The organism is Streptomyces coffeae (assembly GCF_016741875.1).
GTDB classification, from domain to species: domain Bacteria; phylum Actinomycetota; class Actinomycetes; order Streptomycetales; family Streptomycetaceae; genus Streptomyces; species Streptomyces coffeae.
In genome coordinates this window covers 186,748-202,440 of the sequence record NZ_JAERRF010000005.1, presented here as the reverse complement: position 1 = coordinate 202,440, position 15,693 = coordinate 186,748, and the positions used below count along the sequence as shown (strand labels likewise).

The window sequence follows — 15,693 nt, the reverse complement described above, 5'->3', positions numbered from 1 at the left end:
CCGCTCACTGACCCGGGCTGTAGCTCACGGGGAGCTGCTTGGCCTTGGTACCGGACGGGGCCACCTGGAGGCTCTTGAGCCCGAACTCCATGACCTTCTTGTAGACCGGCCCGCAGACCTGGCCGCCGTAGTAGCTGCCCTTGGTCGGGTTCTGAACCGCGCAGTAGACGGTCAGCCGCGGCTTGTCGGCGGGGGCGAACCCGGCGAACGAGGCGGTGTAGCCGCGGTAGCGTCCGGTCCTCGGGTCCACGCGGTTGGAGGTGCCGGTCTTGCCCGCCACGCGGTAGCCGGGGATCTTGGCCTTGGTGCCGGTGCCCTCCTCGTCGTAGACGACCGACTCGAGCATCCCGGACAGCGTTGTCGCGACATCCTTGCCCACCACCCGGGTCTTCTTCGGCCCGGGTGCGGCGGCGTAGTCGCCGTCGGGGCCCGTGGAGCCGCGGACCAGGGTGGGCGCGATCCGCTCACCGCCGTTGGCGATGGTGGAGTACACCGAGGCCGCCTGGACCGCGTTGAGCGACAGCCCTTGCCCGAACGGGATCGTGTACTGCTGCGAGGCGCTCCACTGGTCCGGCTTGGCCAGAATGCCCCGGGTCTCACCGGGAAGACCGAGCCCGGTGGGCTGCCCGATCCCGAACTTCCGCAGATAGGAATAGAGAATCCGGTTCGTCTGCCGCTGGGTCTTGCCGAGCTGCTCGGTGGCCAGAATGGTGCCGATGTTGCTGGACTTGGCGAACACGCCGTTGAGCGTCAGGTACCAGGTGGGGTGGTCGATGTCATCGGCGAAGGCTCGGTCCGCGCGGGGCAGCCGGTTCGGGACCTCCACATGGGTGTCCCAGCGCGCCGCGCCCTCCTCTATGACGGCGGCCATCGACATCAGCTTGCTGACGCTGCCCGGCTCGTAGGCGTCCGAGACCGCGGCGTTCCCCAGGGCGTCCGCGTTCTGCCGGGAGATGTCGTTGGGGTCGAACCCGGGGGCGTTGGCCAGCGCCAGGATCTCGCCGGTGCGGGTGTCCTGGACGACGACATAGCCGCGGTCGGCCCGGGACTTCTCCACCTGGGAGGCGATGGCGCTCTGGGCCGCCCACTGGAGGTCGCGGTCGATGGTCAGCTCCACATCGCGGCCGGGCACCGCGGGCTGTTCCTCGACGTCGCCGGTGGGCACCTGGTGGCCGCCGGACTGGGCGTAGACGCGCTTGCCGTCCTGGCCGGCCAGCTCCTTGTTCAGCTGCTGCTCCAGGCCCGCGGCGCCCCGGCCGTCGGCTCCCACGAAGCCCAGCAGCCCGGCGGCGAGGTCCCCGTTGGGATAGATCCGCTTGCTGTGGGCCTCACGGTTGACCCCGGCCAGCACATTGGTGCCCTTGCCCTTCTCGGCCGCCTCGTCCAGGGCGTTCTTCAGGTCCTTGATCTGCTTCCAGACCTGCGGGCTCTGCTGCCGGGCCAGGACCACATACTTCGACTTCGGGTTGTCGGTGAGCTTCTTCTCCAGATCCGCCTGATCCTTGCCGAGGATCGGCGCGAGCAGGGAGGCGGCCTGCCGGGGCGCGCCGTCCATCTGGGCCGTCTGCGGCGTGAGCAGATCGGGGGCCGCGGTGATGTCGTACGCGTCCACGGTGGTGGCCAGGTCCACGCCGTCGCGGTCGGTGATGGAGCCGCGCGGGGCGGCCAGCGTCACCGGGATGTAGCGGTTGACGTTGGCCTTGGCGGCGTACGCGCCGGCGTCGACGGCCTGCACCTGGAGCAGCCGTACGACGAAGACCAGCATCACGAGGCTGAGGCCGAGGCTGATCAGCCGCAGCCGGGGGCGCGGACTGCCGAGCCGCAGCTGCTGCGGTGCCCCGGGGCGGGGGCGCCCGCCCGGGCGGCGGCCGGACGGCCCCGGACGGTCGCCGGGCCGCCGGGGCGCCCCCTGGCGCGGGCGGCGATCGGCGCGCGGACCCGCCGGGCCGGGCACCCGGCGGCGGCGCGGGTCCTGGGGCGCGGTCACGCGGCGGCCGCCCTCGTCGGCTCCGCGGGGCGGGAGTCCGCCGCCGCGGGGCGGGAGCGATGCGCGGACGGGCGGGGCCGGGCGCAGGCAAGGGATCGCGTCACCGTGTCACCTACTGGGGAGCCGGGGTCGAGTTCGCGGAGGCGGAGGGGGTCGCGGAGGCGGTGGTGGAGGCGGCGGCCGAGGGGGACGGGGTGGCCGGGGTGGCCGGGGTGGCCGGGGTGGGGATCACCGGGGCCGGGGCCGGGGTCGGAGCCAGTTGGGGCGGCACCCAGACGCCGGTGGTGCCGAGTGGCGCGGGCTGCGCCGTGGCGGGGGCGGGCACCCCCCTGACGGTGCCGTCCGGCTTGAGGAACGCCGGGCTGCCGCCCGGGACCATGCCCAGCTCGCGGGCGCGCCGCTCCAGGGCGCCGGGGGCGGAGAGGCGGTCGACGTCCTGCTCGAGCGCCTGGCGGTCGTCGGTGAGCTCGTCGGTCTGCTTCTCCAGTCTGCTCAGCTCGAACGAGCCCTGGTTGAGGGAGGAGTTCAGCACCAGCAGACCGATCAGGCCGGAGCCGAGCAGGACGACGACGAGCAGTACGAAGGGCGCACGCCGTGCCGTCGTGGCCCCCGGCACCGGCCGTCCTTGGGACGCCGACCCTTTGGACGCCGGTCCTTTAGGGCCCGTTCCTTTGGACGCCGATCCTTTGGACGCCGACCCGGCCCCGGCTCCGCTCACAGCCCCTCCTCGTTCGCTTCTCCGCCCGCGCGGCGCAGCGGCGCGCCACACCTCACCAACCACAGCCCGGCGGCCACGCGCACGTCGCTCACAGCCCCTCCCCGTTCGCTTCTCCGCCCGCGCGGCGCAGCGGCGCGCCTCGCCTCACCAAAGACAGCCTGGCGGCCACGCGCACGTCGCTCACAGTGCCTCCTCGCGGATGCGTTCCGCACCGCGCAGCCGCGCGGGGGCCGCGCGGCGATTCTCCGCGATCTCCTCCTCGGTGGGCAGCTCCGCGCCACGGGTGAGCAGCTTCAGCCGGGGCTGGTAGCGCTCGGGGACGACCGGGAGGCCCGGCGGGGCGGTGTTGCGCGCACCCGCCGCGAACACCTGCTTGACCAAGCGGTCCTCGAGCGAGTGGTACGACAACACGGCGATCCGGCCGCTGACCGCGAGCGCCGCGACGGCCGACGGAATGGCCCGCTCCAGGATCGCCAGCTCGCCGTTGACCTCGATGCGCAGCGCCTGGAAAGTGCGCTTGGCGGGGTTGCCGCCGGTGCGCTTGGCGGCTTGCGGCAGCGCCTCGCGGATCAGCTCCACGAGCCGGGCGCTGGTGGTGAACGGCTCCTTCGCGCGCTCCCGCACCACCGCGTCCACGATCTTCTTGGCGAACTTCTCCTCGCCGTAGCTGCGCAGGATGCGCACCAGGTCGCCCGGCGGGTAGGTGTTGAGCACCTCGGCGGCGCTCACGCCGGTCGTCTGGTCCATCCGCATGTCCAGCGGAGCGTCCTGCGCGTAGGCGAAGCCGCGTTCGGCCTCGTCCAGCTGCATGGACGACACTCCGAGGTCGAAGAGAACCCCCTGGACGCGCGGTACGCCGAGCCGGTCGAGCACCTCGGGCAGTTCGTCGTAGACGGCGTGCACGAGCGTCGCCCGATCGCCGTAAGGGGCCAGCCGTTCACCGGCGAGCCGGAGGGCTTCCGGGTCGCGGTCGAGGGCGATGAGCCGGGCCGCCGGGAAGCTGCTCAGCAGCGCCTCGCTGTGGCCACCGAGGCCGAGGGTGCAGTCGACCACGACCGCGCCGGGCTGGGCGAGAGCGGGGGCCAGCATGTCCAGACAGCGCTGGAGCATGACGGGAACATGGAGAGCGTTGCTGCTCATTGCGCTGCTCGTGCGCCCTTCTGAGGGTCGGGCGAGGAGGGTACGCACCTCCGGGTCCCCGCCCGCTCTGAAGGGGAAGCGGCCTACTGGCGCCGGGGAAGTGACGTCAGGCGACCGGAGCGGGAGGAGGCCGAGGGGTACGTACGCACCGCGCTCACGCGAAAATCCGGAATCCAAGGGGAGCGTCACGCCTCCCACTTCGCGCCACTTTAGTCCACTCGTCCCTTCGGTCAACCAACCGGTCAGCGCGTCCCGTCACCGGTGCGCGCGCCGTCCGCGGCAGGGCGCCAGGAGGCGCCGCGGGGGTGTGGATCGCATCACAATCACTCCTTCAGCGCACCCGATGCCCTCGTTTGCGAAGGCTAAAGAAAAGACAAAATCCCCTGGTGGGCTTAACGTCGTCATCATGTCGATAGCCGCGCCGCAGCCGCAGCCTCAGAACTCCGCCGACCGCGACGCTCACCCGGGAGGTACGGTCACCGACCGCCTTGTCGAAGCCAATCGCCAGTACGCCCACACCTTCACCGACCCCGGCATGGACGCCCGCCCCGTACAGCGCGTCGCCGTGGTCGCCTGTATGGACGCACGCCTCGATCTGCACCAGGCGCTCGGCCTGGAGCTGGGCGACTGCCACACCATCCGGAACGCGGGCGGTGTGGTGACCGACGACGTCATCCGTTCCCTGACCATCAGCCAGCGCGCGCTGGGCACCCGCAGTGTGGTGCTCATCCACCACACGGGCTGCGGTCTGCTGAATCTGACCGAGGACTTCCGGCACGACCTGGAGGACGAGGTGGGCCAGCGGCCGTCGTGGGCGGTCGAGGCGTTCAAGGACCTCGACGGCGATGTACGCCAGTCGATGCAGCGGGTGCGCACTTCTCCGTTCCTGCTCCACACCGACGACGTCCGCGGCTTCGTGTTCGACGTCAAGACGGGTCTGCTGCGGGAGATCGAGCCGCGTAGCTGAGAGGGATTTACCTCTCGAACTCGTGCAGAGGTGACAAATAGCCCCGGGTTATCCACAGCCGAGTGACGCGAGGCCGCGAAGACCGCAAGAATGCGTATGTGACATCGTCCCCCGCAATCCGGCGGGGGATCGATGCCAGCGTATGCGGTGGGCCGGTCCGTTTCCGAGGGCAGCGGCCCTGAGAACGGGCCGAGGAGGGCCGGGTGACGACCTATGACGAGCGAGCGAGCCTCAGCGATCTGACCACCACAGCGGACCGGATCCGCCAGTCGGTGGAGGGTGTGATCGAGGGCAAGCCCGAGGTCGTGCGGCTTTCGCTGACCGTGCTGCTCGCCGAGGGACATCTGCTGATCGAGGATGTCCCGGGCGTGGGCAAGACCATGCTCGCCAAGACACTGGCGCGGTCCATCGACTGCTCGGTGCGCAGGATCCAGTTCACGCCGGATCTGCTGCCCTCGGACGTGACCGGGGTGAGCATCTTCGATCAGCAGCGCAAGGAGTTCGAGTTCAAGCCGGGCGCGATCTTCGCGCAGATCGTGATCGGTGACGAGATCAACCGCGCCTCCCCCAAGACCCAGTCGGCGCTGCTGGAGTCCATGGAGGAGCGCCAGGTCACCATCGACGGGAAGAGCTACGAGCTGCCCAGCCCCTTCATGGTGGTGGCCACGCAGAACCCGGTCGAGATGGAGGGCACCTATCCGCTGCCCGAGGCGCAGCGCGACCGCTTCATGGCGCGGGTGTCCATCGGCTATCCCAGCCCGCAGGCCGAGCTGGAGATGCTGGACGTCCACGGCGGTGTCTCCCCGCTCGACGACCTGCAACCGGTCGCCCACGCCCATGACATCGTCAAGCTGGTCGAGGCGGTGCGCTCGGTGCATGTGGCCGAGCCGGTGCGGCGGTATGCGGTGGAGCTGGTCTCCGCCACCCGTAACCACCCCGATCTGCGGCTGGGTGCCTCACCCCGCGCCACCCTGCATCTGCTGCGGGCCGCCAAGGCGGCGGCCGCGCTGGCCGGGCGGGATTACGCGCTGCCGGACGATGTGCAGGCACTGGCGGTCGCGGTCCTGGCGCACCGGCTGCTGCCCACCGCACAGGCCCAGTTGAACCGCCGTACCTCCGAACAGGTGGTCACGGAGATCCTGCAGCACACCCCGGTGCCCACGGCCGCTCCGCGCGGCGCGGGCGCGATGCCGCACTCGGGCCCCGTGCCGCCGTCCGGCCCCATGCCGCCGGTGCCGCCCATGCCGCCGGCCGGTTACGGCCAGCAGCAGCCGGGCGCGCGGAGGCTGTGATGACGGCAGGGGGGATGGACGCGGATCCCGACGGCTCCGGTGAGGAGGACAAGGGAGCGCTGCGGACCGCGCTCGCCGGGCTGACGACCCGCGGCCGCTCCTTCCTGGCCGCCGGGGCCGCCGCCGCGGTGTGCAGCTATGTCCTGGGGCAGGCGGATCTGCTGCGGGTGGGACTGCTGCTCGCTTCGCTGCCCCTGGTGTGCGTGGCCGTGGTCTACCGCACCCGGTACCGGGTGGCGGGCAGCAGACGGCTGTCGCCCGCCCGGGTCCCGGCGGGCTCCGAGGCCCGGGTGCATCTGCGGATCGACAATGTCTCGCGGCTGCCCACCGGGCTGTTGATGCTCCAGGACCGCGTTCCGTATGTGCTGGGGCCGCGCCCCCGTTTTGTGCTGGACCGGGTGGAGCCGGGCGGGCGCCGTGAGGTGTCCTACCGGGTCCGTTCGGATCTGCGGGGCCGCTATCCGCTGGGCCCGCTCCAGCTCCGGCTGAACGACCCGTTCGGGATGTGCGAGCTGACCCGCGCCTTCAGCGCCCATGACACGCTCACCGTGGTGCCGCGGGTCGAACCGCTGCCCGCGGTGCGGCTCACGGGCGAGGCCGCGGGATTCGGGGACGGGCGCCATCGCTCGCTGGCGCTGGCCGGTGAGGACGATGTGATCCCGCGCGGCTATCGGCACGGCGACGATCTGCGCCGGGTCCACTGGCGCTCCACCGCGCGCTACGGCGAGCTGATGGTCCGCCGGGAGGAGCAGCCGCGGCGTGCCCACTGCACCGTGCTGCTGGACACCCGGTATCTGGCCCACCAGGGCTCGGGGCCGGATTCGGGGTTCGAGTGGGCGGTCTCCGGCGCGGCCTCGGCCGCGGTGCATCTGCTGGAGCGCGGCTATGCGGTGCGGCTGCTGACCGACACCGGAAGCTCGGTGCCCGGCCCGGACGGCGGAGGCGGTTTCACCGGTTCCACGCATGACTCGGCGGAGACGGCCGGGCTGATGCTGGACACCCTCGCGGTGGTGGACCACTCCGACGGCGTCGGGCTCTCCGCCGCCTATGACGTGCTGCGCGGCGGCGGTGAAGGGCTGCTGGTGGCGTTCTTCGGCGACCTGGACGAGGAGCAGGCGGCGCTGGCCGCCCGGATGCGGCAGCGCACCACCGCGGCGGTGGCCTTTGTACTGGACGGCGCGGCGTGGGCACGCGGGGTGCCGGGCGCGGGGCAGCATCTGCTGGAGGAGCGGCTGCGGCGGCTGCGGGAGGCGGGCTGGACGGCCCTGCCGGTGGGCCCCGGCGCCTCGCTGGCGCAACTGTGGCGGCAGGCCGACACTCTGGGCACGTCCGGCGCCGACGCCGGACCGCCGGTGGTGGGCGGTATGACAGGGAGCTGGGCATGAGTGACGCAGGCGTGGCCGCGCGCACGGGCAGCCGCCCCGGCGCGGCACAGGCGACGGAGGGGGGCGCGGGATGAGTGGGAGTGTTCGGCTCGCGATATGCGCGACCGTCGCCACGGTGGCGGCCGGCTGTGCCCTGCTGCCCCTGGTGGACGCGTCCGGATGGCTGGTGCAGGCGGTGCTGCTGCTGACGGTCCAGAGCGCGGTGGGCGTGGCCGCCCGCCGGGTGCCGCTGGCCCGTCCGCTGACCCTGGCCGCCCAGGCCCTGACCACGCTGGTGCTGCTCACACTGGTCTTCGCGCGGGGTCAGGCGCTCGGCGGGCTGCTGCCGAGCCCGCAGGCCTTCCATGAGTTCTCGCTGCTGCTGCGCGCGGGTGCGGACGATGTCGGGCGGTACGCCATCCCGGCTCCGCTCACCGACGGCATCCGACTGCTGCTGGTCGGCGGGGTGCTGGTGATCGGCCTGGTGGTCGACGCGCTGGCGGTGACGTACCGCAGCGCGGCCCCGGCCGGGCTGCCGCTGCTGGCGCTGTACTCGGTCGCCGCCGGGCTGTCGGACGACAGCGGCGACTGGCTGTGGTTCCTGGTGGCCGCGGCCGGATATCTGTTGCTGCTGCTGGCCGAGGGCCGGGACCGGCTGTCCCAGTGGGGCCGGGTGTTCAGCGGCGGGGCCCGCCATCCCGGGGGCGCTCCGCCGTCCGGTCTGGCCGGGGCCGGTGGCGGTCAGGCGCTCGCCCCGGTGCGCAACGGCCGCCGGATCGGTGTGCTGGCGCTGGGCATCGCGCTGGCGGTGCCCGCGGCGCTGCCCTCGCTGGACGGCGGGCTGCTGGAGCAGAAGAACGGCGGCAGCGGCTCGGGCAGCGGGGGCGGCACCATCTCCGCGGTCAATCCGCTGGTGTCGCTCCAGGACAGCCTGAACCAGCCGGAGAACAAGGAGGTGCTGCGGTACCGCACCTCCTCGCAGACCACCCAGGACCTCTATCTGCGGATCGTCGCGCTGGACAAGTTCGACGGCACCTCGTGGAAGTCCTCGGAGCGGCATGTCACGGATGTGCCCGACCAGATGCCGGCACCGGCCGGGCTCGGCCCCTCGGTGCGGGTCTCCTCAATCGACACCTCCATCAAAGCCGCCGGTTGGTACGCACAGAACTGGCTGCCCCTCCCCTACCCCGCGTCCCGGGTCGAGATCGACGGGCGCTGGCGCTATGAGCCCGAGGGCCGCACGCTGGTCGGCGACCGCGGCCAGACCACCCGGGGCGCGCGCTACCGGGTCAGCAGCCTGCTGGTGGAGCCCACGGCCGAGCAGCTGGCCGCGGCCCCGGCACCGCCCAAGCGGCTGCTGCGCGAGTACACCCAGGTGCCCCGCTCGCTGCCGTCCGTGGTCTCGCAGACGGCGCGGCGGGTGACGTCGGGTGCGGACAGCGCGTACCGGAAGGCGGTCAAGCTCCAGGACTGGTTCGCGGTGAACGGCGGCTTCCGCTACGACACCCAGGTGCAGTCCGGCAGTGGCTCGGCCGCCATCGTCCGGTTCCTGAAGCAGAAGGAGGGATTCTGCGTCCACTTCTCGTTCTCGATGGCGGCGATGGCCCGGACGCTGGGCATCCCGGCCCGGGTCGCCGTCGGCTTCACCCCCGGCACCACCCAGGCGGACGGCTCGGTGTCGGTCGGGCTCAAGGACGCCCACGCCTGGCCCGAGCTGTACTTCGAGGGCGTCGGCTGGACCCGCTTCGAGCCCACCCCGAGCCGGGGCACCCAGCCCGACTACACGATGGATCAGACGCCCACGGACGAACCGAGCGATGAGCCCTCGGACGAGCCCAGCGCCTCTTCCGAGCCGTCGTCCGCGCCGACCGCCTCGGACACCTGCCCCCCGCAGATGAAGAAGGAGGGTGCCTGCGGAGGCGCCGCGGCCCAGCAGCCGGACAGCGGCTCCTCGGGTGGCGGCTGGTCCGCGTCCAAGGTCACCAGCTGGAGTTCACTGGCAGTGCTGCTGGTCCTGGTTCCCCTGCTGCCGATGCTGTGGCGGCGCCAGGTCCGGTCCCGCAGACTGGGCGGCTCCCGTGGCCGCACCGAGCAGGACGCGGCCGATCGCACGCTTGCCGCCTGGCGCGAACTGATCGACGCTGCCTGGGACTTCGGCGTGGTGCCGGACGACTCACAGACCTCGCGGAACGCGGTGGCCCGCATCGTACGGATCACCGGGCTCGAGGGTGAGGCGGCGGAGGCGGCACGCCGGGTGGCCACGGCGGTGGAGCAGGTGCTCTACGCACCGCATCCGCGCCCGAGCGCGAGCGTCGCGGACGATGTCCGCCAGGTGCTGGCCGGTCTCCGGTCCGGCGCCACCCGCTGGGAGCGCCTGCGCGCGCTCCTGTTCCCGCGCTCCGGTGCCCGTCTGCTCTGGGCGGCCGCCGACCGCCGGTCCAGGCTGGTCAACCGCTGGAGCACCGCCCGCTGGTCCCGCTGGGCCTCCCAGCTCCGTACCCCCCGCGGCCAGCGGGGCTGATCCCCGGGGCCCACGGACCCCGGGGCTCCCGGCCGGCCCGACCGGACAGCGGAGTCCGGCGGCTCCCCCGCGGTGTGGGGCTTCGCGAGCGGGCACTCCCACCGCGGTGGGGCGCTCCCCCCGCAGAGGGGCCGCGCCCCGCACGGGAACGGCCACAACCGGCGTATCAGCCGGTCAGTGAGCCGATGCGGTCGCCCCCGTGCGGGGCCCGGCATCGGAGCCCGGCGCGGGGTACCGCATGCGTAAGGGGCGGCCACCGGATGGTGGCCGCCCCTTGGGGTCTCAGGGGTGCTGCTCAGTGGCCCTGTTCATCGCGGCGGCGCTGCCACCGCTCCTCGATACGGTCCATCATCGAACGGCGCTGACGGCTCTGACGTCGGGGGGCTGCCGCGCCGGGGCGCTGTGCCTCACCGGGCTTGGGCGCCTTGCGCCAGCCCGTCACCGCAAGCACCGCACAGCCCAGCATGATCAGGAATCCCACCACGCTGATCCACGTCTTCGGGAGGATCACTCCGACCATCAGGAGCGCGATGCCCAGCAGAAAACCCGCGACCGCCAGGTAGACCCGTCGCCGGGTGTACGTGCGCAGGCCGCTTCCCTCAAGCGCTGTCGCGAACTTGGGATCTTCGGCGTACAGCGCTCGCTCCATTTGCTCGAGCATGCGCTGCTCGTGCTCCGAGAGCGGCACGGAGTCCTCCTACTCGTCGGTCGCGGGGGGCGACCGGGTGCGACCCTTTCAGGATAGGCAGGGAATCGCCCCCATGAAACCCGCCCCTCAGCGCCAATTCGCCCACCACTCCATGGGTAGCGAAAGTTGACACTGAGACGTCCATTCCCCTCCCGCCGATTCGCCATGCCGGACGGTGTACCCCGATCATACGGGGCCGCGGGGCCTCTCGGGGGGCCTGTGGCCTACTCCACCTGCCCCGCCCCTCCGGCGGCGGTGCAGGTGGGAGGGTCAGTCACGCTCGGCGAGCACATGCAGCTGGGTCGCGACCGAGTGGAAGGCGGGCAGCTCGGCGGCGGCGGCCTCGAGCTGCAACAGCGCGTCCATGGCCCCGGGCTCGGTGTCCACCAGCACCCCGGGCACCAGGTCGGCGAAGACCCGCACGCCGTGCACCGCACCGACCTCCAGCCCCGCCTCCGCCACCAGCTCGGTCAGCTGGTCGGCGGTGAAGCGGCGCGGCATCGGGTCTCCGGCGCCCCAGCGGCCCTCCGGGTCCGTCAGCGCTTGCCGGGCCTCGGTGAAGTGTCCGGCCAGCGCACGGGCCAGCACGGCGCCGCCCAGGCCCGCGGCGAGGACACTCAGCGTCCCGGCCGGGCGCAGTGCGGCCACCGCGTTCCGCAGGCCCTCGGCGGGGTCGTCCACGTACTCCAGCACGCCATGGCACAGGACCGTGTCGTAGCCGCCCCGCTCGACGACGTCGAACAGTCCGTGGGCATCGCCCTGCACACCGCGCACCCGCTCGGCGACCCCGGCCTCGGCGGCCCGCCGCTCCAGCGCGAACAGCGCGTTGGGGCTCGGGTCGACCACCGTGACGCGGTGGCCGAGGCGGGCGACCGGGACGGCGAAGTTACCGCTGCCGCCGCCGGTGTCCAGCACGTCCAGCGCCCCGTCCCGGCCGGTGGCCTTGGCCCGCCGGTCCAGGGCGTCTTTCAGGACCTCCCACACCACGGCGGTACGGAGGGACGCTCGCGGGCGCTGCGGGTCTGACACGGCGGGTGGCTCCTCGGCGCGGTGCCGCCACCGCCCGGGGGCGATGACGACGACTTACTGACGTCGGCCCCAGCCTATTGCCTCCGGAGCCCCCGGCGGCCCACAGGCACCGGGCGCATCCCTCCCCCGGCCATCGCACGCACCCCCGCACGCACCGCCCCTCACCCCTGCCGACCCCGCGCGCCGCGCGCTCACCGCCTCGGTTGCGGCTGCTGGGGCAGTGCGGGCTGGAGCTGGAGCATCCGCTCCACCAGCCGCAGGAACACGGCCGCGTCGCGCAGCAGATCATCGGCGTCCCGGCAGGTGGCCGCGCCCTGTATGCCCGCCTCCGCGCGGGCCCGGCGCTCGGCGCCGGAGGCGAACAGCGCGCACCATTCGGTGAGTTCGGGAGCGACTTCCGGCAGCACCTCCCAGGCGCTGCGGATACGGGCCCGGCGGCGGGCGGACGGCTCGGGCCGGCCGCGCACCGCGAGCACGGCCGCGGCCGTGCGCAGGGCGGCCAGATGGGCGGTGGCGAAGCGCTCGTTGGCACTCTCGAGCCCGGCGGCCTCCTCCAGACCCTGATGGGCCTGGCCGAGCAGGTCGAGGGCGGCGGGCGGAGCCGCCGCGCGGCGCAGCACGGGGTGGACATCGCCGGCGGGGCCGGTTGACGAAGGGGCAGGGGCAGCGGCTCGGTGCCGGCGCGCTGCGGCGGTACTGGCCATGACGAACCTCCTGTCGTCGCGTGGCGGCCGGTCATGTGGTAACGCGACCGCCGTATGGGGCCATCGTGGGGCACACCACTGACAATCGGCCCTGACTTGCGCACATGCCCCCGGTGCGACAGCCGGCTCGAGCCACCCCCTATCCTTGATTTGAACTGACCAGTCAGTTCAAATTTCACACAGACTCCAGGATGCGCAGTGAGGAGTGGTTCTCGTGGAGGGCACCCCGGACCGGGAGACCGGGGCGGCGGTGACGGCCGTAGGACTCGGCGTCAAGGGCTCGCGGGGCTGGGCGTTCCGCGATGTCGGCCTCGCCGCCGACCCCGGCACACTGATCGCGGTCGAGGGCCCCTCCGGCTCCGGCCGCACCTGTCTGCTCCTCACACTCACCGGGCGGATGCGCCCCGCCGCGGGGCAGGGCAGCGTCGGTGGCTTCCGCGTTCCCCAACAGATGGCGCGCATACGCCGGATCAGCGCACTCGCCCAGGTGCCCGGGGTCAGCGAGCTGGATCCGGTGCTCACCGTCGCCGAGCATCTGCGTGAACGCGCCCTGTTGCAGCGCCGGTTCGGTGACGCCCCGCGCGGGCTGCTGCGGCCCCGCCGCGAACGGGCCGCCGCCTCCCGGGCCGCGATCGACGCCGCCGTACGGGCCGCGGGGCTCGACCTGGACACGCTGCCCAAGGGGCCGCGCACGGCCGTACGGGACCTGGAGCGGCTGGAGGCGCTGCGCCTGTCGATCGCGCTCGCGCTGATCTCCCGGCCGCGGCTGCTGGCCGTCGATGACACCGACATGAAGCTCTCGGACGCCGAACGCGCCCAGGCCTGGGCGCTGCTGCGGGAGATCGCGGAGGACGGCATCACCGTCCTCGCGGTGTGCAGCCAGGCCCCGGAGGACGCCGTTGTTGTCCCGACCCGCCCCGCCGAAGCGAGCACTTCCGACTCCGGCAGCGGCACCGACACGGGCACCGAGCAGGAGACCGGCACGGCGGCCGACAGCAACACCGGAACCAAGAACGACGACCAGGCCGAGGACAAGGCCGACGACGAAGCCGACGACAAGAACGAGGAGGGGGCGGAGGATGCGCTCGCCGAAACTGGCCGCGCTTGAGCTGAAGCGCTTCGGCAGGGGAAAGATGCCCCGGGCGGCGCTCGCCGCCCTGCTTCTGCTCCCCCTGCTCTACGGCGCGCTCTATCTGTGGTCGTTCTGGGACCCCTACGGCAAGCTGGACAAGATCCCGGTCGCGCTGGTCAACGCCGACGGCGGCGCCACCGTGAAGGGCAAGAGCCTGCACGCCGGTGACGACATCACCAAGAAGCTGCTCAAGAGCGAGACCTTCGACTGGCACACCACCGGCGCCGCCGACGCCCGCGACGGCGTGGCGAACGGCCGGTACTACCTCTCGCTGACCGTGCCCTCGGACTTCAGCGAGCGGATCGCCTCCAGCTCCGGGAAGTCCCCGGAGGCCGGCGCCCTCCGGGTGCGTACCAACGACGCCAACAACTACATCGTCGGCCAGATCTCCCGCTCCGTCTTCACCGAGGTGCGGGCCGCGGCGTCCACCAAGGCGTCGCGCGGCTTCTACGACAACATCTTCATCTCCTTCTCCGACATCCACGGCAAGGCGAAGAAGGCCGCCAAGGGCGCCGACAAGCTGGGCAAGGGCATCTCCAAGGCCAAGAAGGGCACGGGCGACCTCGCCAAGGGCCTCACCAAGGCGAAAAAGGGCAGTAAGGACCTCAAGTCCGGGCTCGGCAAGCTCAACAAGGGCGCCGGCACACTGGAGAAGGGTTCGGGCAAGGTCGCCGAGGGCACCCAGACCCTCTCCGACAAAGTCAACGACGTCTCGGTCAAGGTCGGTCCGTTCCTGAAGAAGAACGGTGCGGAGATCGGCCGGGTCTCCCGGCTGGTCGCGAGCGCCGCCCAGAAGGCGTCCGACAACCTCGACACCCTCCCGGAGACCACCTCCAGCGCGGCCACCAAAGCCCGCAAGGCGTCCGACGACCTGGCCACCGACTACCGGACACGCTGCACGGGTGTGGTGACCCTCGATCCGGACTGCCCGGCCCTGAAGAAGTCGGCGGCCGCCGCCGACACCGCCGCCGATGTGGCCGAGCAGGTCGACAAGCTGGTCCAGGACAACACCGATCAGCTCGACGCCCTCGGCACCCGGCTGGACGATCTGCACAGCAAGGCGACCTGGCTCGCCGACAACGCCCCGCACCTCGGCAAGGACCTGGACTCCGCCGTACGGAAGATCAACGCGCTCAACTCCGGGGCGCACAAGGTCGCCACGGGCGCCGACACGCTCCACACCGGCCTGACCACGGCCAAGACCGGCGCGTCCGGCCTCGACACCGGTGTCGGCAAACTGCACACCGGCGCGAACACGCTCAACGGCGGGATGTTCAAACTGGTCGACGGCTCCGGCAAGCTCTCCGGCGGACTGCACGACGGCGCCGCGAAGATCCCCGACTACACCAAGCACGACCGTGACGCGCGTACCGAGGTGATGTCGGACCCGGTCCAGCTCGTCAACCAGGCGATGCACAAGGCACCCAACTACGGCACGGGTTTCGCCCCGTACTTCATCCCGCTCTCCCTCTGGGTGGGCGCGATGGTGGCCTACATGCTGATCCAGCCGCTCAACAGGCGCGCGCTCGCCGCGGGCGCCGGCTCCTGGCGGGTGGCGCTCGCGGGCTGGCTGCCGGTCGCCGCGATCGGGATGCTCCAGACGGTGGCCCTGATGGCCGTACTGCACTGGGCGGTCGGCCTCCAGATGGCCCGCGCGGCGGGCACCGTCGGCTTCCTGCTGCTGGTGACGGCGTGCTTCGCGGCGATCGTGCAATGGCTCAACGCCCGCTTCGGACCGGCCGGGAGGATCCTCGTCCTGGCCCTGCTGATGCTCCAGTTGACCTCAGCAGGCGGTACCTACCCGGTGCAGACCAGCCCGCACTTCTTCATCGCCATCCACCCGTTCCTGCCCATGAGCTACGTCGTGGACGGGCTGCGCAGGCTGATCACCGGCGGCGGGCTCGGCCCGGTCTGGACGGCCTGCGCGGTGCTGATCGGCTACACCACGGCCGCCCTCGCCCTCACCGCGTGGTCGGCCCGGCGCAAGCAGGTGTGGTCGGTCGACCGGCTGCATCCGGAGCTGAGCCTGTGAGCACGGGGCCGGTGAGCTCCGGGCCGGTGAGTCCCGGGCGGGTGAGCCCTGGGCCCGTCAGCGGAGTTCCGGACACCCGGCCTGTGAGCGGGACCACGTCGACAACGGGCACAATCGGC

General features: G+C 72.3%; 12 protein-coding genes. 6 read left to right on the top strand and 6 right to left on the bottom strand.

Features of this window, described 5'->3' with window-relative positions:
* Positions 1-4 precede the first annotated feature (4 nt).
* The 3 genes from JK363_RS10180 to rsmH all read right to left on the bottom strand — a co-directional run bounded on the left by JK363_RS10180 (position 5) and on the right by rsmH (position 3,845).
* A complete protein-coding gene (locus JK363_RS10180) occupies positions 5-1,987 on the bottom strand; it encodes a peptidoglycan D,D-transpeptidase FtsI family protein (RefSeq protein WP_201874088.1) in 1,983 nt (660 codons plus the stop codon).
* A 112-nt stretch (positions 1,988-2,099) separates the two neighbouring features.
* Positions 2,100-2,603 (bottom strand): cell division protein FtsL, encoded by a 504-nt coding sequence (gene ftsL, locus JK363_RS10175; RefSeq protein ID WP_201874087.1) that lies wholly within the window; start codon positions 2,601-2,603, stop codon positions 2,100-2,102.
* Between the two features lie 282 nt (positions 2,604-2,885).
* A complete protein-coding gene (gene rsmH, locus JK363_RS10170) occupies positions 2,886-3,845 on the bottom strand; it encodes a 16S rRNA (cytosine(1402)-N(4))-methyltransferase RsmH (protein ID WP_201874085.1) in 960 nt (319 codons plus the stop codon).
* Positions 3,846-4,251: 406 nt separating this feature from the next.
* Between rsmH and JK363_RS10165 the strand changes: the two genes are divergently transcribed.
* From JK363_RS10165 to JK363_RS10150, 4 genes are all read left to right on the top strand, one after another.
* Positions 4,252-4,812, top strand: coding sequence for a beta-class carbonic anhydrase (locus JK363_RS10165; RefSeq protein ID WP_201874083.1), 561 nt, complete (start codon positions 4,252-4,254; stop codon positions 4,810-4,812).
* 203 nt (positions 4,813-5,015) lie between these two features.
* A complete protein-coding gene (locus JK363_RS10160; RefSeq protein WP_201874081.1) occupies positions 5,016-6,104 on the top strand; it encodes an AAA family ATPase in 1,089 nt (362 codons plus the stop codon).
* Positions 6,104-7,489 (top strand): DUF58 domain-containing protein, encoded by a 1,386-nt coding sequence (locus JK363_RS10155; protein ID WP_201874079.1) that lies wholly within the window; start codon positions 6,104-6,106, stop codon positions 7,487-7,489. The genes JK363_RS10160 and JK363_RS10155 overlap by 1 nt, the downstream gene beginning before the upstream one ends.
* A 70-nt stretch (positions 7,490-7,559) precedes the next feature.
* Entirely contained in the window at positions 7,560-9,989 is a 2,430-nt protein-coding gene (locus JK363_RS10150; protein WP_201874077.1) for a transglutaminase TgpA family protein, read from the top strand.
* A gap of 295 nt (positions 9,990-10,284) precedes the next feature.
* Here the strand turns inward: JK363_RS10150 and JK363_RS10145 are convergent, their stop codons facing one another.
* The 3 genes from JK363_RS10145 to JK363_RS10135 form a co-directional block, all read right to left on the bottom strand.
* Entirely contained in the window at positions 10,285-10,677 is a 393-nt protein-coding gene (locus tag JK363_RS10145) for an SCO2097 family morphological protein (protein ID WP_201874075.1), read from the bottom strand.
* Positions 10,678-10,947: 270 nt separating this feature from the next.
* Positions 10,948-11,706 carry a methyltransferase gene (locus JK363_RS10140; RefSeq protein WP_201874074.1) on the bottom strand — a complete coding sequence of 253 codons (759 nt, stop codon included), beginning with the start codon at positions 11,704-11,706 and terminating at the stop codon, positions 10,948-10,950.
* Positions 11,707-11,897: 191 nt separating this feature from the next.
* The gene (locus JK363_RS10135) at positions 11,898-12,410 is read right to left on the bottom strand and encodes an SAV_6107 family HEPN domain-containing protein (RefSeq protein WP_201874072.1); all 513 of its coding nucleotides are present in this window, start codon (positions 12,408-12,410) and stop codon (positions 11,898-11,900) included.
* 214 nt (positions 12,411-12,624) lie between these two features.
* On the opposite strand from JK363_RS10135, the gene JK363_RS10130 reads away from it, so the two are divergent.
* Together JK363_RS10130 and JK363_RS10125 are read left to right on the top strand one after the other, a co-directional pair.
* Positions 12,625-13,518: an ATP-binding cassette domain-containing protein gene (locus tag JK363_RS10130; RefSeq protein WP_307821670.1), complete on the top strand. Its 894-nt coding sequence runs from the start codon at positions 12,625-12,627 to the stop codon at positions 13,516-13,518.
* Complete coding sequence (locus tag JK363_RS10125; protein ID WP_201874068.1) at positions 13,490-15,574, top strand: YhgE/Pip domain-containing protein; 2,085 nt, start codon at positions 13,490-13,492, stop codon at positions 15,572-15,574. The genes JK363_RS10130 and JK363_RS10125 overlap by 29 nt, the downstream gene beginning before the upstream one ends.
* Positions 15,575-15,693: the final 119 nt, after the last annotated feature.